14 protein-coding genes are annotated in these 24071 nt (G+C 46.6%); 9 read left to right on the top strand and 5 right to left on the bottom strand.

Features of this window, described 5'->3' with window-relative positions; all coding sequences use genetic code 11:
- The 4 genes from METBU_RS0105450 (at nucleotide 1) to METBU_RS0105435 (ending at nucleotide 10033) form a co-directional block, all read left to right on the top strand.
- Entirely contained in the window at nucleotides 1-2256 is a 2256-nt protein-coding gene (locus METBU_RS0105450; RefSeq protein ID WP_017839663.1) for a PAS domain-containing protein, read from the top strand.
- 813 nt (nucleotides 2257-3069) lie between these two features.
- Nucleotides 3070-4686, top strand: a complete 1617-nt coding sequence (locus METBU_RS25150; RefSeq protein WP_017839662.1) for a sensor histidine kinase — start codon at nucleotides 3070-3072, stop codon at nucleotides 4684-4686.
- On the top strand, nucleotides 4683-8243 hold the full coding sequence (locus METBU_RS0105440; protein WP_017839661.1) for a PAS domain S-box protein: 3561 nt from the start codon (nucleotides 4683-4685) through the stop codon (nucleotides 8241-8243). Before METBU_RS25150 ends, METBU_RS0105440 begins: the two co-directional genes overlap by 4 nt.
- 518 nt (nucleotides 8244-8761) lie before the next feature.
- Complete coding sequence (locus METBU_RS0105435) at nucleotides 8762-10033, top strand: hybrid sensor histidine kinase/response regulator (RefSeq protein ID WP_017839660.1); 1272 nt, start codon at nucleotides 8762-8764, stop codon at nucleotides 10031-10033.
- A gap of 579 nt (nucleotides 10034-10612) precedes the next feature.
- Here the strand turns inward: METBU_RS0105435 and METBU_RS0105430 are convergent.
- The 4 genes from METBU_RS0105430 to METBU_RS0105415 are packed head-to-tail and all read right to left on the bottom strand — an operon-like array spanning nucleotide 10613 to nucleotide 13835.
- Nucleotides 10613-11548, bottom strand: a complete 936-nt coding sequence (locus METBU_RS0105430) for an ABC transporter ATP-binding protein (RefSeq protein WP_014148120.1) — start codon at nucleotides 11546-11548, stop codon at nucleotides 10613-10615.
- A 12-nt stretch (nucleotides 11549-11560) separates the two neighbouring features.
- Nucleotides 11561-12190, bottom strand: coding sequence for a high frequency lysogenization protein HflD (gene hflD, locus METBU_RS0105425; RefSeq protein WP_014148121.1), 630 nt, complete (start codon nucleotides 12188-12190; stop codon nucleotides 11561-11563).
- The gene (locus tag METBU_RS0105420; RefSeq protein WP_017839659.1) at nucleotides 12187-12627 is read right to left on the bottom strand and encodes a rhodanese-like domain-containing protein; all 441 of its coding nucleotides are present in this window, start codon (nucleotides 12625-12627) and stop codon (nucleotides 12187-12189) included. Before METBU_RS0105420 ends, hflD begins: the two co-directional genes overlap by 4 nt.
- Before the next feature lie 8 nt (nucleotides 12628-12635).
- Nucleotides 12636-13835, bottom strand: a complete 1200-nt coding sequence (locus tag METBU_RS0105415) for an EAL and HDOD domain-containing protein (RefSeq protein ID WP_017839658.1) — start codon at nucleotides 13833-13835, stop codon at nucleotides 12636-12638.
- 215 nt (nucleotides 13836-14050) lie between these two features.
- Here METBU_RS0105415 and METBU_RS0105410 point away from each other — a divergent pair, with 215 nt between their 5' ends.
- The 4 genes from METBU_RS0105410 to METBU_RS0105395 all read left to right on the top strand — a co-directional run bounded on the left by METBU_RS0105410 (nucleotide 14051) and on the right by METBU_RS0105395 (nucleotide 21277).
- Nucleotides 14051-14260, top strand: a complete 210-nt coding sequence (locus METBU_RS0105410) for a heavy-metal-associated domain-containing protein (RefSeq protein ID WP_014148124.1) — start codon at nucleotides 14051-14053, stop codon at nucleotides 14258-14260.
- Nucleotides 14261-14431: 171 nt separating this feature from the next.
- On the top strand, nucleotides 14432-16687 hold the full coding sequence (locus tag METBU_RS0105405; protein WP_017839657.1) for a heavy metal translocating P-type ATPase: 2256 nt from the start codon (nucleotides 14432-14434) through the stop codon (nucleotides 16685-16687).
- Nucleotides 16687-17199 (top strand): hypothetical protein, encoded by a 513-nt coding sequence (locus METBU_RS0105400; protein ID WP_017839656.1) that lies wholly within the window; start codon nucleotides 16687-16689, stop codon nucleotides 17197-17199. Before METBU_RS0105405 ends, METBU_RS0105400 begins: the two co-directional genes overlap by 1 nt.
- 1282 nt (nucleotides 17200-18481) lie before the next feature.
- On the top strand, nucleotides 18482-21277 hold the full coding sequence (locus METBU_RS0105395; RefSeq protein ID WP_017839655.1) for an EAL domain-containing protein: 2796 nt from the start codon (nucleotides 18482-18484) through the stop codon (nucleotides 21275-21277).
- Between the two features lie 20 nt (nucleotides 21278-21297).
- On the opposite strand, the gene METBU_RS0105390 is transcribed toward METBU_RS0105395, so the two are convergent.
- Nucleotides 21298-21837 (bottom strand): hypothetical protein, encoded by a 540-nt coding sequence (locus METBU_RS0105390; protein WP_017839654.1) that lies wholly within the window; start codon nucleotides 21835-21837, stop codon nucleotides 21298-21300.
- Nucleotides 21838-22667: 830 nt separating this feature from the next.
- On the opposite strand from METBU_RS0105390, the gene METBU_RS0105385 reads away from it, so the two are divergent.
- Nucleotides 22668-23816 (top strand): sensor domain-containing diguanylate cyclase, encoded by a 1149-nt coding sequence (locus METBU_RS0105385; RefSeq protein ID WP_017839653.1) that lies wholly within the window; start codon nucleotides 22668-22670, stop codon nucleotides 23814-23816.
- Nucleotides 23817-24071 lie beyond the last annotated feature (255 nt).

The raw sequence follows: 24071 nt of genomic DNA, 5'->3' as shown, positions 1-24071 counted from the left end.
ATGTCTCGTCGACACCCTCGGGCGGAAATCATCCGTGTCGTATTGACTTATGCGTTGTACGCCGCGTTGTGGATATTCTTTTCCGATAGCTTGTTATCAAGTCTTATTGATGAGTCGGATAACATAGCGTTAATTAGCACCATTAAGGGGGGGGGCTTCGTTATTGTCACATCGTTGCTGCTGTTTCAATTAATGCACCGCTTGGTGGACCGGGAAGCCATTGCAGAAAATACCGAAAAAAATCGTTTCGGCACAGGCGTGCATTGGACGTTATTGATTGTCGCCGTTTTCTTATTCGTATTTGCTTATAGCCAATATGGATCTTTCGGCAATCAACCATTGCAATTATCGCCAATACGATCGGCAACGATGCAAGACTCGGCTTGGTTGGGACTTGCCGGTTTAATCTCGATATTTACAATTGGGACGGGATTCTATCTGTTACGCCAACAGGAACGTTTAGCCGAGTCTCAAGCAATACAACGGGCTCAAGCGGAGCGGTTAAAGGCCCTCGGTTTATTAGCCGCAATCGCCGATAGTTCAAACGATGCGATTTTCGCAAAGGATTTGGAAGGTCGTTATACGCTTTTTAATCCCGCTTCGGAGCGTTTTACCGGAAAAAAGGCCGTCGATGTTCTGGGGCTTGACGATACGGCGCTTTTTTCACCCGAACAGGCCGAAATGCTTATCGCGAACGATAGGGCTGTTTTGGAAGAAGGTCGAGTCATTACTTACTACGAGGATCTCGAAGTTTCGAACGAAAAACGCACATTTCTTGCCACTAAGGGGCCTTTGTTCGATAACGACAATAATGTCATCGGGATATTCGGGATTTCCCGCGACATTAGCGAGCTAAAACAAGCGGAACGGTCGTTACGAAATAGCGAGGAGCGTTTTCGGGCATTGGTGGAGCAATCGCTAGCCGGTATTTATATCATTCAGGATAATCGATTTCGCTACATTAACCCGGCGTTTGCATCGATTTTAGGATATGACTCTACACAGCATATTATCGACACATTGGCGGTCGACGATTTAATCAGCCCTGAGTATCTTGAGGAAGTCACCAATAACATCGCTAGCTTGATCAATGGAACGGTATCCTCGATCAGTAATTACCGTTTTACCGCATTACGCCGCGACCGAAGTCCTGTGTATATCGAAGCGCATGGCAGTGCCTTCGACTATCAAGGCCGGCCGGCCGTCATAGGGCTCTTTCTCGACATCAGCGCGCGCAAAGCCGCCGAAGACGCGCTTCGTGAAAGCGAGCGGCGTTTTTACGATATCGCAAATGTTTCTGCGGACTGGATTTGGGAAATCGACACAAACGCGCGTTACATTTACTCATCTGACGGCGTATTCGAAATGCTTGGATATGCGCCCGAAGAAGTGCTAGGTAAGACACCCTTCGATTTTATGCCTTCCGAAGAAGCCGACAAGCTACGTGAATGGTTTGCAGGCATTAAGACCCATCGTAAATCGTTTCGTGACATTGAGAGCATAAATTGTCACAAAGACGGCGCCTTGCGTTTTATCATGTCTCACGGTACGCCGATTCTCGATGATGGTGGTCAATTGCTCGGTTTTCGAGGCCTCGATCAAGATATCACGGAACGAAAGCAAGCGGAATTGGCTGTGCGGCAAAGCGAAGCGTTTAAGCGTGCGATTTTGGATTCGGTTAATGCGCATATCGCTGTATTGGATAAACAGGGAATCGTTGTAGCGGTCAATCAACCGTGGCGGCGCTTTGCTCATGACAACGGACTGGCGTCCGGAGAGGCGTTTAATTCAGTTGATGTCGGCGTAAATTATTTGGACGTTTGTCAAAGAAGCACCGGCCCATCGTCCGAAGGCGCGATGACGGCAAGAGACGGAATTTTAGCGGTTTTGGAAGGCCGTGTTCCAGTTTTTTACTTGGAATATGCCTGCCATTCGCCGGAACGGCAGCGCTGGTTTATGATGACTGCCACTCCATTGGAGACTGAGGAACACGGCGTGGTCATCGCTCATACCGATATCACCGCTCGTAAGGCCGTTGAAGAGACGCTTCGCCGGCAAACCGAAGAGCTAGAGGATCGTAATCAGGAATTGGAGCGCTTTAATCGCGCGACGGTTGGGCGTGAGCTCGATATGATTGCATTAAAGCAGAAAATCAATGAACTTTCTAAGCGGCTAGGGCAGAGTCCGCCTTATCCGCTAGCTTTTCTCGATAATTCTCAGCAAGATATACAATTCAACGAAAGCGGTAAGGAATGAGCGTGAAATAACTTAAGCTTTTGATACCCCAATACGCTCCCGGAGGACTTGTAGTGTATTCATCGTCGCCACGCTCCGTGCTTTTCGTTATGCACATTTCTTTTTCGATACGCTGCCGGCCATCCAGCGCGATGGCAAAATCATGCAAGCGCTGGAACTCTGTAGGGTACGCTGTGCGTACCAGGGTAACCCTGCCAATTTCGACACAAGACCTTATGGTTCGATCTAGGTAGAGATTCGATACTTAACGGCATGAAGGTATGCGCAGCGTATCCTACAATATCTATACCCTTTGCTTGTCAAATTTCGGTGCCGGGGTGCCTGTCAAAGGACGCCGTAAATACGTCTATGTAGGCTCTATGATAGCATCCATGCTATCAAAGCCTTTGCGAGCGCCATGGATGGCGTGAATGTCGATTTTGCAGGAGCAAAAATCGACCTAACACCCCGGCACCTCCATAGGCTAATGCCGAAATTTGAAGTGCGAAAGGTATATAAGGACGAGGACAGAGAGTCACTGCCATTAAGTTAAGCCGTCATAAAAATAAGTACTTCTTGCATTCAGGCTCTAATGTACTTTAACAGCTTGCCATCCATGGCACTGGATTCCGCCAGTCCATGGCGGAATGACGGGTTACCCGTTCCTTAATGGCAGTGGGGCAGAGCGTGGGAACCATTTGAAGAGTCTATTCAAGCCCATGCCCGATTGCGTAGCCTACGCCATGCTTTAACGACCCAGTTTAGATTTGAGTCTCAGGATCTATTGAAATATGTTAAATACAATCCATTTTTTAGCCTTGATTCGGTGGCGTCATGATCGATGAACTGAGCCAATTTCTGTCAACAAAGGGTTTGCTTCCTCACGGTTATTGTTTAAGTTGGTCGCCGCCCTTGGTGATGGCTTATGTCGTCAGCGAAACATTGATTTTTCTCGCTTATTTTTCCATGCCGGCCGCGTTGTCTTATTTCGCGAGACGACGCAAGGACTTTCCTTATCAATGGGTGCTGTGGATGTTCGCCACGTTTATCATGGCTTGCGGAATGACTCATCTGCTCGGGGCCGTCTTACTGTGGCAACCTTGGTATGGCTTGGATGTTATTTTCAAGTCGGCTACCGCTCTGATTTCGATCGGCGCCGCCGTGTCACTCTGGTATGTACTTCCCGATGCTCTTAGATTACCCAGTCCCTCGCAATTGCGTCGAGTCAATGAGCAATTACAAGCTGAAATCATCGAACGAAGAAGGGTCGAAGAACAGTTAAGGCAAGCAAAGTCTGAAATCGAACTAAGCTTGCATAAGGAACGAATACTTCGTGCGGCTATTGTCGAGTTTTCCGATGATGCGATTATTGGCGGCAGTGCCGATGGAATCATAACGGATTGGAACAGGGCGGCTGAGGCGATGTTTGGCTATACCTCGAAGGAAGTTTTAGGGCAATCGCTGCTCTCGCTGATGGCACCCACACAGCGTAATCAAGAGCAGATGCTAGTCGAAGCGGTCGGCAGGGGGCAATCGGTCAGGCAGCACGAATTACAGTGTTTACATAAGAATGGCAATTTGTTCGATGTGGCGATGACTATTTCACCTATTTTCGATAAAGAGAAAAAAGTGGTGGCTTCTTCCACGATTGCTCGGGATATAACCGAGCGGAAGCATTACGAGTTAGAGATACTCAGACTCAATGCCGATTTAGAGCGGCGCGTAGAGGAAAGAACCGAAGAACTGACCTTGGCGAATCAGGAATTAGACAGCTTCGCTTATGCGGTCTCCCATGATTTACGGGCTCCGATCCGAGCATTGAATGGTTTTAGTTGGGCCTTAATCGAAGACTATGCGGATGAACTGCAAGACCAGGCAAAAGAATATTTGCAGCAGATCGGTGTTGCGACCCGCCGTATGAATGATTTGATCGACGGCTTATTATCGTTATCGCGAAATACCCGCGGCGAGCTAAGCCGTGATCGGGTTGATATTTCTTCGCTGGCGGTTCGCGTGCTCGCCGAACTCTCCGATAGTAATCCGGGGCGTCATGTCGATGTGCGGGTCGAACAAGGTCTGAATGCCAGTTGTGATAAACGCATGATCGAGTCGGTCATATCAAATTTGCTCGAAAATGCTTGGAAATATACGGCTAAACAAAAAGCGGCGAGCATTCGCGTGTTTGCCCAAGATCGAGAAGGCGTTCGCTATTTTTGTGTGGCCGACAATGGCGTCGGCTTCAATATGGCAAATGCCGAACGCTTATTTCAACCTTTCCAACGCTTGCATCATCAAAATGAATTTCCCGGAATTGGTATCGGTTTGGCTACCGTTAAACGCATCATCAATCGGCATGGCGGCGTAATCGAAGTCGATAGCCAACCGAGTAAAGGCGCTGAGTTTTGCTTTTCATTGCCTGAAATTGCAGTCGAAGGAAACAAGTCGTCATGAATGATGTGCAAAAAATTCTTGTTATTGAGGATAGTGCGGCAGATTTTTTGTTGTTGGAGCGCTATTTGCGAAGGCATGGACTCGCATCTGTGTGTTATTGCGTAAACTCCAATGCGGAGTTGCAGCGGGCCTTGCAAAACGAATGGGATGTGGTGCTCTCCGATTATAATGTACCCGGCATGAATTTTCGTTCGACCCTCCAATCTATCAAATCGTACCGGGATGACTTGCCGGTAATTTTAGTGACGAGTGCGATCGGCGAAGAAGTCGCCGTGGACTTGTTATGGCAAGGCGTCAGCGATTTCGTACTCAAGGATAATCTTGCCCGCTTGCCTTCGTCCATCCATCGCGCTCTAAATGAAGTCAAAGAGCATCGAGCTCTGCAACATGCCGAAGTCGCGTTAAAGCAAAGCCAGGCGAAAGCCCTCGAGGAGCAACGCCAAGCGCGTCTGGCCGCGTTGAACTTAATGGAGGATGCGATCGTTGCGCAAACCAGGGCTGAACAGGCGCATGCCGCATTGTTGGAGTCGGAAGCCAAATTTCGGTTGTTGGCCGAGAATTCTTCAGATTGTATTTTTTGGCTCAATCCTGATGGGCAATTCAATTATATTTCGCCGGGGTGTGCGCAAATAACAGGTTACCCCGCCGATGCGTTTCTTGAAAATGCCAAGCTCATGGACGAGCTTGTGCATGAAGAGGATCGGGATAGATATTGGCACTATCTGATGAGCGATAGCAAAGACAAAAAGGGCTATTTGGAATTTCGAATCGTACACAAGAATGGCACTATCCGTTGGATCAGTCATCAGAATAAGGCTATCCATGACGAGAACGGGGCTTATCTAGGCAAGCATGGATACCATCGCGATATTACTGCGCAAAAATTGATGGAGCAAGAGTTGCGCGATAGTGAAGCGCGTTTCCGGGTGGCGGTGGAGAACATTCGGGATGCCTTTATTTTAATGGATGCAAACGAACAAATAATTATTTGGAATCCCGGAGCCGAGGCAATATTCGGTTATACGCAAGACGATGTGAAGGGGAAAACGCTGCATTCTTTGATTGCGCCTTCCCGTTTACATGACGCGGCCTCAGCCGGGTTATCGTATTTCAAACAAACAGGGGAGGGACCTGTTGTCGGCCGTACTTTGGAATTGCCGGCCGTTCGCCGAAACGGCGAGGAGTTTTTGGTCGAGCTTTCCCTGTCGTCGGTCAAATTGGACGGGCATTGGCATGCTGCTGGTATTGTCCGCGATATTACTGAGCGTAAACGAACCGAGGAGCAGTTGCGCAAGCTCGCTCAGGCTGTCGAGCAGAGTCCCGAAAGCATTGTGATCACCAATTTGGATGCCGAGATCGAATATGTCAATCAAGCATTTTTGGCCATTACAGGCTTTAGCCTTGACGAGGTAATCGGTCGTAATCCTAAAATTTTACACTCCGGTAAGACGCCGCCTGAGACGTTCATTCAATTTTGGGATGCAATGAGGCGCGGTGAAACTTGGAAAGGCGAATTTATTAACCGGCGCAAGGACGGCAGCGAATATATCGAGTTCGCGATCGTTTCGCCGCTCCGTCAACCGGATGGTCGTATTACGCATTATGTGTCGGTCAAAGAGGATATTACCGACAAAAAACATAACGGCGAGGAATTGGATCGCTACCGTCATCATTTGGAAGAACTGGTCGCCGATCGAACGGCGGAGCTGGAAAAAGCGCGTGCCGCGGCGGATGCGGCAAACAAGGCTAAGAGCTCGTTTCTAGCGAATATGAGTCATGAAATCCGTACGCCGATGAATGCGATTCTGGGATTGACATATTTATTAAAACAAAGCCCGTTGTCGCCCGTGCAAGGCGAACGCCTGACTAAAATCGAGGTTTCCGCTCAACACTTGTTGTCGATTATTAATGATATTTTGGACTTATCCAAGATCGAGGCTGGACGTTTGCAATTAGAGCAAACCGACTTCGCGCTCGAGGCCGTATTGGATCATATTAAGTCATTGGTTTCCGATCAAGCCAAGCTCAAAGGCTTGTCGGTTAGTTCGGGTAGCGACGGCGTTCCTCATTGGCTTAGAGGCGATCCGACACGTCTGCGTCAAGCGATGTTGAACTATGCGGGCAATGCGGTGAAATTCACCGAGAAAGGCTCGATTGTCTTGCGCGCCAAACTGTTACAAGAGAACGAGCAAGGCTTGTTAGTACGTTTTGAAGTTCAGGATTCGGGAATCGGCATCGCCGAAGAGCACTTGCCGTTATTGTTTGAATCTTTTTCTCAAACCGATGTGTCGATTACCCGAAAATACGGCGGTACCGGTTTGGGGTTGGCGATTACCAAAAGGCTTGCGACCATGATGGGCGGGGACGTTGGCGTTGAAAGCCGGATTGGGCAGGGTAGTACATTTTGGTTTACCGCTTGGCTTCGGCGCGGGCGTGGAGTGATGCCTGCGGTACAAGTTGAAACAACTAGAGCTGTCGATGATCTATTGCGTCGCCGATATGCGGGGGCGCGTTTACTTGTGGCGGAAGACAACCCGATTAATCGAGAAGTCGTTTTAGAGTTATTACATGGTGTCGGTTTGTCGGTGGATACGGCCGAAAATGGCCGTGTGGCATTGGATAAAGTCCGGTCGAAACAGTACGATTTGATATTGATGGATATGCAGATGCCCGAGATGGACGGTTTGGCGGCTACCCGGGCGATTCGTTCTCAAACGGAGTATGTGCGGTTGCCGATTTTGGCGATGACCGCTAATGCTTTCGACGAAGATCGTCGTGTTTGTTTTGACGCCGGAATGAATGATTTCATCGCCAAGCCGGTGATTCCGGAGGTACTTTATACCGTGGTGTTGCGTTGGTTGGCGCGCGAAAAACATGACTTGCCGGAGCTCGATAATCGGTCTGAGGAGTCTCGAATGGTGTTCGATCAATCGAATAGCCAAAGCGAGCTAGGGGATATACCGGGCGTGGATACGGTTAAGGGCCTGCAAATGGTCAACGGCGATATTGGTAAGTATCGACGGCTTCTACGCATGTTTGCGCAATCGCATCGACAAGACATGAGTCTGGCACGGAAACAATTAGCTTCCGGCGATAACGAAGCCGTTCGTCGCTTAGCGCATGGTCTGAAAGGCGTAGCCGCGACTTTAGGCGCTAGGGTTGTCGCCGATTGTGCGGCAGCATTGGACAATGCCTTACGTGCGGATGCCGGGCCGGACGATTGTATGAAATTGGCGCTTGCATGCGAACATGAATTAATACAGTTGGTCGAGGCAATTCAGTCTTTGCCCGAAGCAACCGAACAGGATGATCTCGAGTCGATTGATATCGATCCAGAGCGTTTGAGGAGCCTCATCCAAGACCTTGAGCGCTTACTGGATGAGAGCAATGTTAAAGCCGGCAGTTTAAGCCGTGAATCGGCGGCGATGTTGCGGGTCTATTTGGGCGATCGTTATGCGATATTTAATCGGTATATTGACCGGTTCGATTATGATGAGGCTTTACGGATATTGAGAAGTGTATCGGATAAGGATAATGACGGTTTGTCTAAATCCTAACAATCATGAAGAAGCCGTCATTACACCGGAAAATGAGAGCGCGAGGGGTAAGGGTAAGGTACGGTTACTCGCCCGACAGGACGCCGTGAATACGTCCATGTAGGCTCGACGGCGGCTATTCTTGTCGCCGACGCCTGTCGATCGAGCAACCGCACCCTCTTCGGTACCGGCATTTTCGTTGCTGAGCTTTTGTATATCGAAAAATTAGATAAAGAGTCTACATCTACGAACTTTCACAGTAACGTTCATGAAGGCCTAGCCATCGCCCCGGTAAATGAAAGCTCTCTGGGGTGGGGAGGGTGCGGTCACTCGCCCGACAGGACGCCGTGAATACGTCCATGTAGGCTCGACGGCGGCTCCCTGCCGCCGACGCCTGTCGATCGAGCAACCGCCCCCTCTTCGGAACCGGCATTGTGTTGAATATCGAAAAACTAGATTAAGATTTCAAATCCGCGAACTTTCACAGTAAGCGTTCGGTATTCGATTAATGCGCGGCTTGATAAGTATGAGAAATGAGCATGGATAATAAAAAAAAGATACTGATCATCGACGATATGCCGGCTAATCTTGAACTGATGGCTGGAGTTTTAAAAGATGATTATAGTGTTCAAGTTGCTACATCCGGTGAAAAAGGTTTGAAATTGGCGCGCGAGTATATGCCTGATTTGATATTGCTTGATGTGATGATGCCGGGGATGAGCGGTTACGATTTGTGCCGTCGACTGAAAGCCGAACCGGAATGTTGTGAAATCCCGGTGATTTTCGTGACGGCGCTAGACGATCAAGCCGATGAGGCGTTCGGTTTGCAATTGGGGGCCGTCGATTATATCGTTAAACCGATTGTGCCGGGCATCGTCATGGCTCGAGTTAAAAGCCAATTGGCGCTAAAAAACGAGCGCGACTTACTGGAAAGTCAAAATGTATGGCTAAAAAGCGAAATCGAACGCCGCATGGGCGAATTAAAAGAGGCTCAGGCGTTTTTATTTCAATCCGAAAAAATGGCATCATTAGGCTTGTTGGCGGCCGGTATTGTTCATGAGATCAATAACCCGCTGAGTTATGTATATGCGAATTTGGAAGGCTTAAAAGATCGCTTACAGTCGGTGTTGTCTATTTTCGAATTGGCCGAAAAATTTTCCCGGCAGTTGCCGCAAGACCACCCCGATGTGTTGTTTTTCCAGAAGCTTAAAGAAGAATTGGATTACGATGATTTTAAAGCCGATTTAGGCGATTTGATCGAGGAGTCGATCGAAGGGGCAGTGCGAGCAAGAAAAATCATTCAGAATCTTCGCGAGTTTTCGCATATGAATGAGAACGAAAGCGGTCTGCATGACCTTGAGTCGGGCATCGATGCCACACTTAACATCGTGAATAACGAATTAAAATATAAGGCGGAAATTATCAAGGAATATGGGGGGCTTACACCGATTAACTGCGTCGGCTCACAGATCAATCAAGTCGTGATGAATTTGCTGGTGAATGCCGCCCAAGCCATCGAAAAATCAGGAAAAATAATTATAAGAACGGGCGGTCAAGGTAACGATAGGGTATGGATAGAGGTTGAAGATACCGGTTGCGGCATGTCCGAGGAGGTTAGGCGGAAAATATTCGACCCGTTTTTTACGACTAAGCCGGTCGGTAAGGGGACGGGCTTGGGTTTATCGCTGTCCTATAAGATCATCAAGGAGCATGGCGGGACGATCGATTTGACATCGGAATTAGGTAAAGGAACAAAATTCCGTGTCTATTTGCCGGTCAATAAAGAGGCCGGAGCTGAGGCTCCGTTATAAATCCATAAAAAGCATTTTGTCCACGAAACACACGAAAATCACGAAAGTATTTAATTATACCTTTCATGCTTCAAATTTCGGCAGCGCCTGAGCAGGCATCGGTGTGTGCGGTCCATCATCTAACGCCCGGTGAGGGACCAGAATGGAGCTGGCCTGTCGGGTGAGTGATCGTACCCTTCACCACGACGGTGAAAGTGTTGTATACCCTTCATGCTTCGACTTAGCTCAGCACGAACGGTCTACAACACATTTCAACTGCTCTTTTTACTGTGAAAGTTCGTAAATTTGGATTCATTATCTAATTTTTCGATATACAAATCTCTGTTCTGGCAATGCCGGTTCCGGAGAGGGTGCGGTTGCTCGATCGACAGGCGTTGGCGGCAGGATAGCCGCCATCGAGCCTACATGGACGTATTCACGGCGTCCTGTCGGGCGAGTGACCGCGCCCTCCCCACGTCTCGTACTTTCATTTGCCGGGGTGATTGCCGGGCTTTCATGAACGTTAGGATAAAGCTTAGAGCTGACACATATTGACTCTGTTCAGAAAGTAACTGGATACCGTTAATAAATTTCTTATTATCAAACTGCGTTACGATGGCTCGATTCAGTCAGTTTGACAAAAACGTCTTCAAGCGATTGTTTCATTTCGGTAATTTCCAGTAGTCCCCAACCTAGGCGAACGGCAGTTTCGGTAATATGTTCGTTAAGATTTTGCGTATTATCGTGGTGTAATCGCGTAATGTTTCCGGGTAAGCCTTCGACTGACAATATGCCGGGTATCGCTTTCAAGCTATTGAAATCGGCCGGTAGTCGCGTTTTGATTTGTAGCGTACTTGTCTTTAACTGACGATTGAGCCCTTCGATCGTTTCGTGAAAAATCAATTTGCCGTGCTGAATAATTTGTACATGTGTGCAGGATTCTTGGACTTCCGGCAGAATATGAGTGGACAGAATGACGCCGTGGTCTCGGCCCAGTTCACGGATCAGGTTTCGAATTTCTCGGATTTGTATCGGGTCAAGACCCACGGTCGGTTCATCGAGAATAACGACGTCAGGATTGTGCAAGATGGCTTGAGCGATGCCGACCCGTTGTTGAAAGCCTTTGGAAAGATTGCCGATGAGCCGGCTCGCGACTTCTCTTAAGCCGCAGCGCTCCTTGGCTGTTGCGATGGCTTTTGAAATATGGCCGCGCGTTAGACGATGGAGTCGCGCGCAATAATGCAAAAATTCATCGACGGTCAATTCACGGTATAGCGGAGGTGTATCCGGTAAATAGCCGAGTTTCAACTTAGCCGATTTCGGTTTATCGAGTATGTCGTAACCGTTGATAGTAATGAGTCCGGCGCTGGGAGCGAGATTGCCGCAGAGCATCTGCATCGTCGTGGTTTTACCGGCGCCGTTCGGTCCTAAAAAGCCTAGTACTTCGCCTTTAGACAGGGTAAAACTGACATCGTCGACCGCGCAAAGTTTGCCGTAATAACGGTATAAATGTTCGGCTATTATCAGATGACTCATAACGCAATTCGGTTAGATTCTTTGTAGCAGTGCTTCGACTTCCGTTTGTAGTTTTTTCCGGAAGAACAAAAATTTCCAACGCGATCCGCCGCATTGCTTCCATAGGATTGCCGAGCGTATGCCAGCTAGCAGCAGGGCTCTGATTTTATTGACGGTATCGGGTCTCGATAAATAATGTTGTTCGCCGTTGACCATGATCCTCGGTTGTAGCGTACTGATCGTGTTGTGATAAATGTCGCCGAGGTTGGCTAATACGTTTTCGTGCAAAAGCCCGAAAGTTTCGCTTTGGTGTTGGGCTTTTTCGATGCCTTTACCGATGACTTCCATTAAATCGGGACGGTTTGATACCTGTTTTTCTAAAAATACTAGCGATGCCGCATATCGTGCTTGTTCGGGATCTGCGATATCGAAACCGGTCATTTGCCGGTTGAGTTGTTCCAATCCGAATTTGATACCGGCTAGGCCGCCATAAATGTCTTCAACCGTATCCGAGTCGATTTTAAGAATGCTGGCGATACTGGCTTCGGTTGCATCGGGATCCGATTTGCCGGTTGTTGCCAATTGCCTGACCAGCGCGGCCGCTTGGGCGATGCCTGCGAGTGCGATTGCTTGGTTGGTGATGGTGTTGAGATTTTTTGTCATTGTTTACAAGCCAATAGACCGGGGCAATGTTGAGTGGTGGCATAGCCGGCTTGAATCCAAGGCTGAATACCGTTTTGTAGATGGTTAATATTGTCTAAACCGAATGTTTGTACTAGGAGATTACCGGCTTTTTCACTTCGATTGCCGGATCGGCATACCAGCACGACGGGTTGATTCGGTGAAGTGCGTAATTTTTCCATTTCGCTTAGCCATTGTTCTGCATCGTAGCTGCCTCGACTATCGAAAAATTGAAGCCTTACACTGTGAGGTATCGTTCCAGTCTCGGCCCATTCTTTTTCGGTACGGATATCGATGATCAAAGCATTTTGCTTGTTTTTCATTTCGAGCATTTGCGGTATATCGATAGCCCCAAGCTCATTTGCCGATAGTAACTGCGTATGGATCATCAATGAAAATAAAAATAAAAGTTTGTTCATGGAATCGGTTATTCGATGTTGTTCATGATTTGATTCGCCCAGTCGATGCTTTCCAGATACGCAGTGTTAATCATCGCCGGAGTTAAAGCTTTGAAGTGTATCGATTGCGGCAACCATTGCTCGAAACCGAGCACGAATTGAAGAATTTCTCCGCCTAATCCATTCTTTTCCAAAATAGCAATCGCGACATCGGCCGTCAATGGTAATTGACCGAGCGCTTCATCGATCGGCAAATCTAGAATACTGTCGAGACTCGATAGTATACCGATTAAAAAGTAATGTTCGGGTTCTTCGCTAAGGTGCCGGGCTAATAGTTCGCACATTTTAGCTCGAATCAAGGCTGTTTGAAGTAGGGCTTTCGGTTTATTCGATAATGAGGCGAAAGTTAGAATATTACACCATCGTTTGATTTCATTCAGGCCAAGATAAGAGACGGCATGCCGGATCGATTCGATGCGTCGTGGAATCGCAAAAAAAGCCGAGTTAATGTAGTGCAATAATTTAAAGCTTAATGTGACATCTTGCGAAATGATTTGTGTTAGTTCGAGAAATTCTACGTTGGGATTATTGACTGCAGCCAACAATCTGATTGCCGCTGTTTGGTTTATACCCAAACGCCGGCCTTCGACGATGTTCGGTTTGCTGAGAAAAAAACCTTGAAAATAGTCGCAGCCAAGTTCGAGTAGTTGTTCGTATTGTTGGTGGCTTTCGACTTTTTCGGCCAATAACTTAACGGGGTAATGTTTGAGTTGTTTGATTATGTCGAGGGTTTCTTGCTCGGACATTTGCAAGACATCGAGTTTGATGATGTCAACGTACTCTAGTAAAGGCCGCCATTCGTCAGTCAACACAAAATCATCCAGTGCTAAGGTATAGCCGAGTTGCTTTAGCTCTTTAATGTTGTTGATGATTCTTAAATCGACTTTGATGTCTTCTAGTAGCTCAATAACAATGCGTTCTTTGGGAAGGCTTAACGGTGTTTTTTCAAGGATATTTTGGCCGGTAAAGTTAATGAAAGCCCTGTGGCTTTCGACCAATTGATTAATGCCGAGTTCGAGTATCGTATCGGTAACGATTTGGTTGGTCGCTTGCGTGGCTTGGCTTTCTTGCGCCAAGTCGTATTCATGACCTCGAAAAAGAATTTCATAGGCATAGATTTCAAGTTTTCTATTGAAAATTTGTTGACGACCAATCAAAAAGTTTGTCATTTAGATATGCCCATTGCTGAATATCCCGGTGCTTCTTTAAACCGGCGCCAAAATTCGAGTATAAAACAAAGTATGAAAGCATTGTATTTGGTTGTATTGTATTTGAGCGTTAGACTATTTTTTTGAATTAGTTTATATCATGTTTAACAAATATGCGTCGAGCGGTGCATAGTGCGTTTTAATTTAATATTATGACTAGAATCAGTGGAGAGGACATGAGCGAGACAATTGTGCTGACGGTAACAGGTATGAAATGCGGCGGTTGCGAAACCAATATCAGCGATAAATTAAAAACACTGGATGGTGTGTTATCGGTTTCCGCAAGCCATAAAGACAATAAAGTGGAGGTGGGCTACGATCCGGCTAAGATCGAGGTCGAAGAAATAGAAGATGCCGTGATCGATGCGGGTTTTTCTGTGGAATGAGGGATTAATAAGGTTCAAGGTGAAAGATGAAAGATGAAAGATGAAAGATGAAAGATGAAAGGTGAAAGATGAAAGGTGAAAGATGAAAGGTGCTTTGCCCCTTAAGCTCCTTGCCCCTTGCACCTTAAGCCTTGCCCCTTTAACCTTATTCACTTCTATTCGGAGATTATTATGAGCACACAAAACGAATCCGAGATGACGATGCCCGAACTGCGCCTGTCGATTTTGGGCATGCGTTGTGCCGGGTGCGTTGGAGCCGTTGAAACCGCCTTGGCGGAAGTTGAAGGCGTGGCCGAGGTTTCGGTCAATTTTGCCGATCATTCGGCTCAAGTCAAAGGCGATGCCGATCCGGACGCATTGACCAAGGCGGTAAAAGCGGCGGGTTACGATGCGGCCGTCATGGAAGGTTTGGATGAAGATCCCTCCGAACAGGAAGAACTCGAGCTCAAACGCTATCGTTCGTTGATGAAAAAAGCAGCAGCGGCTGCCGCGTTGGGTATTCCGTTGATGTTGGGCGATCATTTCAACTGGCTGCCCGAAATCGGTTCGGAAGCCGGTCAATGGTTTTGGCCGCAGCTTTCCTTGATGACCTTGGGTATTTTGATTTATTCAGGCTGGCATTTTTATAGCGGCGCGATCAAGTCGCTGTCTCACGGTCAGGCCAATATGGATACCTTAATCGCGCTGGGAACCGGTTCGGCTTGGTTGTATTCGTCGATCGTGATCGATTATTCCGATGCCTTGCCGTCGCTCGCCAAGCATGCTTATTTCGAAGCGGCCGTGATTATCTTGGCGTTCATCAATTTAGGTTCCGGTTTGGAAACCTTAGCGCGCGGCAAAACGTCGGGTGCGATTCGTCAGTTGATCGGGCTTCAACCGCGTACCGCGAGAGTCATCCGTGAAGGCAAGGAAATCGATATTCCGATTCACGATGTCGGGCTCGGCGAAATCTTGCGGGTCCGCCCCGGCGAAAAAATTCCGGTGGACGGAACAGTGACCGAAGGGCATTCGTCCGTCGATGAATCGATGTTGACAGGCGAACCCTTGCCGGTCGAAAAAACCGAAGGTTCATCGGTTGCCGCGGGCACGATGAATCAAAAAGGGAGTTTTATTTTTAAGGCGACGCGAATCGGCCGCGACACCGCATTGGCTCAGATTATTAAAAGCGTGCGTCAGGCGCAAGGCAGCAAACCCGATATCGCGCGTTTGGCCGACAGAATTTCGAGTATTTTTGTGCCGGCCGTAGTCGCCTTATCTGTATTGACATTTCTTATATGGTTAGGCTTCGGTCCCGAGCCGTCCCTGGGGTATGCCTTCGTGACTTCGATGACGGTACTCGTCATCGCGTGTCCATGCGCATTGGGCTTGGCAACGCCGATTTCAGTCATGGTTTCGGTCGGACGGGCGGCACAAATGGGGATTTTGATTCGTAACGGGGAAGCCTTGCAGACGGCAGGTAAAATGACTTGTGTGATTCTCGATAAAACCGGCACGGTTACCGAAGGTAAACCCTCGGTTTCAACAATCGAGGCTGTGAACGGTTTTTCCGAAGAACAAGTGCTGCAAATCTCTGCCAGTATCGAGTCGGGTTCCGAGCATCCTTTGGCGGGAGCTATTTTGGCCGAAGCGGAGCGACGCGGTATCAAGACGTCACGGGCACGGCGTTTCCAAGCCGTTGCAGGCCACGGAGTTTGCGCTGAAATCGATAAACGTCAGGTTTATTTCGGCAATACTGCGCTAATGGCGCAAAAAGACGTCGATTGCGCGGCTTATTCGGAGCCAATGCAAGCATTATCGAAGCAGGGCCAAACGCCGATGCTGTTGGCGGTCGATAACGAAATCGCCGGAATTGTCGCGGTGGCCGATCCGATTAAAAAAGATTCTAAACAAGCGATTAAACAGCTTAAAGAGCAAGGCATACGCATTATTATGGTGACCGGCGATAACGAAGTTACGGCAAAAGCAATTGCCGGCCAGGCCGGTATTTCGGAAGTTAGGGCGCAAGTGTTGCCGCAGGACAAAGCCGCCGTCGTCAAGGAATTACAAGAGAGAGGAGAAAAGGTCGGCATGGTCGGTGACGGCATTAACGATGCGCCGGCTCTGGCGCAAGCCGATGTCGGTATCGCGATCGGTACCGGCACCGATGTCGCGATCGAAAGCGCGGATGTCGTTATTTTGCAAGGTTCGTTGATGAAAGTGCCCGAAGCCATCGAATTGTCCAAGGCGACAGTCATCAATATTAAACAAAATTTGTTGGGCGCGTTTTTTTATAACACAATCAGTATTCCGGTCGCGGCCGGCTTGTTGTATCCGTTGTTCGGTATTTTATTGAACCCGATGATTGCTGGTGCCGCGATGGCAATGTCGTCGGTCACTGTTGTGATGAATGCCAACCGGCTTCGGTGGGTGAAATTAGGAGGAAGGTGATGAATAATTTATTTAAGCTTATTTTTTGTGCGACCATTGTGTCGGTAGTCGTGGCTTGCGGTGATTCTTCCAGTAGCGCGAAACAAGTCGGGATCAGCTCTACGCATGTTATTGAGGGCACCGTGACCGATCGAGACGAATTGATTGTTAGTGGAAAAATTCTCGCGAAGGACAAAAATGGATCGACGATTGCTACTGCCGAACCCGATCAAGAAGCCCACTATTCGATAGCATTGCCGCCTGGATCCGCTTATCCGGTGACGCTCGAGATTGCCGTAGACGAGAATACATTACTGGAAGCGGTTGTGATGGATTCGGCATTGGCGATGCAGGATATTTCGACGATGTCGACGCTGGTCGTCGAATCGGCTAGAAATTTGGGGGGGGTGACTAAGCAAAACATGGCTCAGGCCGCTATCAATGCGATTCGACAAAATAAAAAGTCGAGTGGAAAGGGAACGTCTACCGGCTTTAAAGGTGACCCGACTAAGCAATATGGTGGCTGGCATTAATGGAGTGCGAGCGCTTACTTAAGATTTTGTCATAAATAACGTCCTGGAAATATGAGCTTTGTTGAGGGTTCGGCAACTCGCTTGACAGGCCCTGCTGCCGACACCTGCCAATCGAGCAACCGGACCCTCCGAAAAATAGGGTAGTCATATTGCCCCGCAAAGCGGGGGTTTGACGGTTATTAGCAGCCCCAAGGGCTGCCGTTGCTATGCGTTCGATCTCGCACTTTTCCCTGTGATGTATCCGACCAGTACTAACCTCCGGCAACCCTAAACAGCGTAGCCCGGATGGAGCGCAGCACAATCCGGGAAGTTCGGTGCCACGCCAGTCCAGTATTCCGCTAAGCCGCATACGGGCTACATGTTTTAATAGCAACTTGGGAAAGAGTGGTGTGGGTTGGCCGTTTTTAGCTTGATGTTTATTTCGCTAAGCCTCGACGAGCAATTCAAATGTCTTTAAAAACTAAATCTAAAGGCAAAGCCTTGATAGTCTCACTGGTCAAACCAGTGGCTTACCTGTCAACGAGTTATTTACGACCAAAACCTAAGTCCATTTTTAGAATCGATTTCGTCAATTCATGCCGGAATTATAGGTTTCCGATAAATTAGTAGTAGCTTGATTGAATAAAAAGGTTATACTTCATCCGTTAGAATTTATTGCTTCGAATAGCCTGTTATCATAGTGTTCCGAGATTACACATAAATTATTTTATAATTAATTGATTTATAATATTTATTTATTTCGAAAATAAATTAAACCAATTCAATTGTCTTTAATCCTGGAAACAGAAGATACGGAAAGCGTGAAGTATACCTTATAGCACTTCAAATTTCGGCATTAGCGTATGGAGGCGTCGGGGCGTTCGGTAAAGGCTTTGGCAGCATGGATGCTGTCATAGAGCCTACATGGACGTATTCACGGTGTCCTTTAGCGGACACCCAGGCGCCGAATTTTGATCTACGACGGGTATAACATCGTAGGGTTAATTGGGGTGAAAGCGCTAAACTGCCGATTTTTTGTTAAAACTTATCAGTTAACTATTTGAAAATAGTTATATTCCTAATGTTTTAATCGCTTAATTTAAGTAATTCGGTCGGTATTGTCTTGTGTGGCCGGCTACGATAAGCCAAGCAATAGTTTTTTCTGCAATGGTCAGATTGCTCTCGAATAGAGTATTTATTTCAGTTGAATTCGACGGCACATTTTTTATGTCGTTCACCCTATGCGGAGCCATAATATTCAGGTTATAGAGGTGTTTATGTCATGGTTTGATTGGTAAGTCCGATGGATGAATCTCCTTTTTTCAGTTTGCGCTGGAAATTATCGATTTTATTCGGCATAGGAATGTTGTTCGTGTATGGCGCTTATTTCTATTATGCTTATAACGAAGTGAACCGGGTTTTCAAGCTCGAACGCGAACATATTCAAAGCAAGCAATTCGACACCGCTCAGGTTTTATCCAACGAAGCATTCCAAACTTTGGACCAGCTCGCCGAAGGTTTAGCATTCTCAGTAGAAGATGCTGATAAAGAAAAAAAACTGTCCGAAATGTTGGAGCGTAATGGAGAGCAATTACAATTAATTTGGGATATTGAAAATGTTACCTTATTCGATCAGAGTGGGCGACTCATTGGTGCATGGGGACGTAAACTGGCAATATCCAATGCTGATGTGCATCAGGTTTTAAATTCCGAAGAACCGGTTCACAGGATTGTATGTCCCGATGCTTGTTTTCAACAAGCGATAGTTCCAATGTTGGGGCAGTCAAAGTCGGCCGGTGTATTGAGCGTATCTCAGTCTTTTGCAGACATTATCATCAAATACAAAAAGCTAACGAATAACGATATCGGCATTTTAGTCGAAGATTCCCTCACGTCTGAAGACCCGAATTATACGGTCAAATTAACCGCTAGAACATTTTCCGGTTTGGATTTCGATATCTTAGGTATTTTATCCAAGAGCGACGCAGTCAGCCGTTTTGCCGACCGTAACGAACGGTTATCTTTCGGAGACCGCTACTATGAGCTCGGTATGAGACGTATGAATCACTCGGAGACAAATCGTGCGCCATTTTTTGTCTTTGTTAACGATATCACTCACGATATTGATGTTTTAAATGCCAAGCGGAGATCAATTTGGATTCAAACATTGCTGAGCTTTTTCTTATCGCTATTGGTATTATCGACTGTCCTCTGGTTTTTCATTGGTCGCGTGGTCCGACTGTCAAGAGCGATTCCGTTATTGGCCGGTCGGCAATTTCCGGCATTCAGACAGCAAGTAAAGACTAAAAGACTGTTTCCATTTTTTCATGACGAAATAGATCAACTGAATCATTCCGTATTAGGATTGGCTCAACAGCTTGAGTTGGCGGAGCAAATCGTAAATACCAATACCCTTGAAATCATAGAGCATAACCGGAATTTAGCCGATGAAAGAGATTTTATTAATCGTATGGTGAGTACCGCCCCCGTCATAATGATTACGCAACGGATGAATGGGTTGATTGCGTGTGCGAATCAGGCGGCGGCGGATGTATTGGGTGAAGAAAGGGATTCGATTATCGGTAAGTTATTCGATCTCTATTTGCCGTCTTCCGAGGAACATCATCGGGCTCAATTAGCGAGGCTAAGAAACGACAGGTATGCGCAGCGACTGCAAATTGAAGGACGTTTAGTATCGAAGCTAGGTGGAAGTCGCGACATATTTTGGATTCATGCGCCGTTTTATCAGGATGGTGAAAACCAAGAAGCATTTGTGCTTTCGATGGGCGTCGATATGAGTGTCGAACATATCGTTGAGCAAAAGTTATTAACCATGGCAAATTTCGATCCGGTTACCGGTCTGGGCAATCAGAGAAGCTTTGAATCCGAATTAGCCGATCGTCTCGCATCGGCTAAAAGACATGGCGGCAAGTTGGCCTTGCTGGTATTTGATGTGACTCCGCGTGGTACCGGCGATTTACGTTTCGATAAATCTTACATGCTTCGTGTCGCAAGCAGACTTAAGCCCATTCTGAGATCTTCCGATCGATTGTATCGTATTGGCGATAATCGTTTTGCGTTGATAATGCCGAATTGTCAACAGCGAGGGATTATTGTATTAGCGAATAAAATCATTGATGAAGTCCAATCACACAATGTGGAAATCGATTCGCCAAACCTTTTCTTATCAACGGGTATCGGTATAGCGCTCTATCCGCAGCATGGCAATACTGTCGATCAATTAAGGGCTAATGCTCATTCGGCGATGCATCATGCAAAAAAAGACGGTTTCTATTTATTTTTTGATCGGGAGCGTAATAGTCAAGGTAATGGCAAAAGGCGGAGTGAATGGCAAGTTTTATTTGATATCGCTTTCGATAGGGACCGATTCGTGTTGAGTTATCAGCCGGTTTGGGATATCGATCAGCGTTGCGAAAGTTATTTTAACGTCCGCTTATGTATACGGCGAGATGACCGTAGTTTGATTCCGCCGGATGAATATTGGCTTTATGCTGAGCAACTAGGGTTCGCGCCTCGATTAGAGCGTCTTCTGGTCGTTACGGCAATTAATGAACTTGCTTTCTATAATCAATCAGGGAATCGGATTAGCATCTCGATCGGTTTATCCGGCGCTTTGTTTTTAGACCCCGATTTTTGCTCGGATATGGCAGAATTATTAAACAAAAACGCGGTTGATCCGAGTCAAATCATATTCGAAATTAGTGAATCTTCGGTGATTGGGCAGTTCGTTATCGCTCAACGTTTTGTAAGGCGCATTAAAGAATACGGCTGCCGGTGCGCATTAAACGATTTCGGGATTGAATTTTCATCGTTTTTTTACCTTAAACATTTGCCGGTCGACTTTGTCAAAATCGGTGGATACTTCGTTGATCAAATTGAAAAGCACAAAGACAGCAGCAAAAATTTACAGTTGATGGTCGAAGCCGTGCAAGCGTTTGATAAAGTTACGGTTGTTGAGTCGGTGAGTACGCGCCGGGTTTTTGATGTGGTTAAAAAGATGGGAGTTAATAAGGTTGCTGGAGACTTAATCGGTAAGCCAAGCGAAACACCCTTCATTAAAGCGAATCGAGTGGTATGATCGCTTTCTTGCCTTGCAATTTACGCGTAAAACTCAAATGCCTTATCGACTGGTTCTTGTTCGATAGACATGACGGCTTGATTCAGGGCGATCAATTTTTTTTCTTCATCGATTTGTAGGCCAATCATATAGAAAATAGGCATCCACAACGGGTTGATCAATAATCCGCCGAGTATTGATTTAGCGGTACGCTTGATATTTTTAAAAGGATTAAAAGATTGACTTAGCGATTCATAGGGGGATGCTTTAAACACCGCTTCAAGCGGTTTGAGTTTGGATTGTTCCGGTTCTTCAATCATCACTAGGAAATTCGCCAATTTCCGTTCGATTTTTCGGTAATTTAACCTTGCCAGTCCCGCCGATACGGCGAAAGTAACAGCGACAAAAGGCAATAATACTGCCGGAGGAGCCACCGGTGCAAAAAAAGTCGACATCATTACGATACATAAGCCTGCCATCACAATGTCCTCTCCACGTTCAACATCGCGATCAATGGACTCAACCATTTTAGTTACGTTTTCGTCCGGACGATTAGCTGAATTGTCTGTTTCTCGATTCATTTTGCATACTCCACAAGAAGGGTTAAACGGAGAGTGGTCAAATAAAGCTTACCTCAAAAGAATACCATCAAAGTTTCAACGAACAAGTTGCTTAGTGAAAAAGTTTACCTGATTAGCAAGTTTCTTCAGCTAAAGGCCAAAAACCAGCATATCCCTAGCAGGACGGGGTTTGCAACCCCGTCCTAAACGTTTTGACTTTGGCCGAAGTTAGCCGAAATGTTTAGGGCAAACCGAAACGTTGGGGACGGGTTAAATAACCCGTCCCGCAGAAGTGGCTACGACTGGCCACTGCTCGGACAATTGGCTTCAGCAAGCTGAAGCATCTTGCTAATCAGGAAAGTTTATGTATACCTTTCGTACTTCAAAATTCGGCAGGTGACTAAGGAGGCACCGGGGTGTTCGGCAAAGGCTTTGACAGCAGGGATGCTGTCACAGAGCCTACATGGACGTATTCACGGCGTCCTTTGACGGACCCCCCGGCGCCGAAATTTGACCAGCAAAGGGTATAAGAAAGACTGCGGCATTCGTAAATTTTTATTTTACTGCTAATCTTTAAAGGCTAACTGTAGCGATGATTGTTACTCCTTATCTGATTGGAAAACGCCTAATCCTTAGGTGGGTTTGTGGTGTGTTTGGCGGCGATGACGGAAGTGGATCGGATTTTGCTTCATCAAAATCGGGATTTCCGTCATCCTTTGCGGTCGAGATCAGCCGTCAAGTTCCCTAAGGATGGATTTTTCCAGCTCTTAAATGCCATCCATCTTTATCGTTGGATCGAATTTCGCTAAAAAATTGATCAGTATATTGGTAAGGGAGTAGGACTTTTATTAATGAGAGATTTAGCTTTGGAAGAAGATTTAACGACCGATTTGTCGATATTGCAAAGTCATTTAGATGGCATGATCAATCGGGTTCAGCATAACAGTAACGCCTTAAGGCGATTTCAAGCTTTTGAAAGACGCTTGCTTAACTTAAATTCTTTATCCGAAATGATTGTTCATATTCTTGAAGATGGTAAGGCATTTTTCGACCTTGATGTTATCAGTCTATGTTTGGTCGATAAAGAAAACGAATTATCGGAGTATTTGATACAAGACGGTTTCGATATCAAGACCACAAAGCAATTAACTCTGCTTAAAGACCGTCATCAGTTGAAAACTTTGTTCGGTTTTGCAGTAAAACCCTATATCGGCGCCTATCATCCAAAATGTTCAGAATTCTTTAGCTATACCGATCGAAAGCCTATTAGTGTCGCATTGATTCCGCTAATCCGACGCGGAAAATACCTAGGGTCGTTGAATTTCGGTAGCTTTCAGCAGGAACGTTTTATCGATACAATGGCGACCGATTTTATCGAACATATGATTTCGGTGGTCAGTATTTGTTTGGAAAATAATCTCAATTTCGAGATGATGCGCAGGACCAGTTTGATCGATACACTGACCGGCGTCAACAACAGACGTTTTCTTGAGCAAAGGCTTGGAGAAGAAATCGACCGCTGCCAACGAAGCGGCGAGCCATTGTCCTGTTTGTTTCTCGATATCGATTATTTTAAGTCAATCAACGATACCCACGGACATCAAGCCGGAGATTATGTGCTTAAACAAGTGTCAGGATCGGTAAAAAATCTGCTACGTAACAACGACGTTTTGGCTAGATACGGTGGCGAAGAGTTTGTGGCTTTGTTGTCGAACCTTGACGAAAGTAAATTAATAGCTATCGCCGAACGTATAAGATGTACGGTTGAAGCGCTTAATATGGTTTTCGATGGTAAACCGATTCAGGTGACTATTTCGATAGGCGCAGCATCTTATTCGGCGCCTAAGCATATACTTTCGAGCGCAGCCGATATTGCGATGCGGCTAATTGAATCGGCCGATGCCGCGCTATATCAAGCCAAGCACAACGGCCGCAATCGGATTGAGAATAATGGTTTTATTATTGACCGAACGTCGATCGACAGTGCTGCATCCTATTAAGATTCCATCGTACAGCCTTTGATAGGCATCTCAGTGCTGAAAATTGGCTAGTAAAGGATTAATTAAGAAAAAGCCTATAGGTAATCTGATATCGCCGATTGTTTTGGTAGCGCGCAATTGCGAAACTACTGCTTAACTTCTCTATTCCGAGCCGTATATCAAAAATAAGACTCTATATCGGCTTGACTTGTTATCATAACGTCATCTTACAATATTATAATCCGCTTATATTTAGGCTAATTTCCGGGGTTACGC

Source organism: Methylotuvimicrobium buryatense 5G (assembly GCF_000341735.1).
Taxonomy (GTDB): domain Bacteria; phylum Pseudomonadota; class Gammaproteobacteria; order Methylococcales; family Methylomonadaceae; genus Methylotuvimicrobium; species Methylotuvimicrobium buryatense.
Note: the sequence above shows the minus strand (reverse complement) of the source record. Positions and strands in the feature narration are given on the sequence as shown.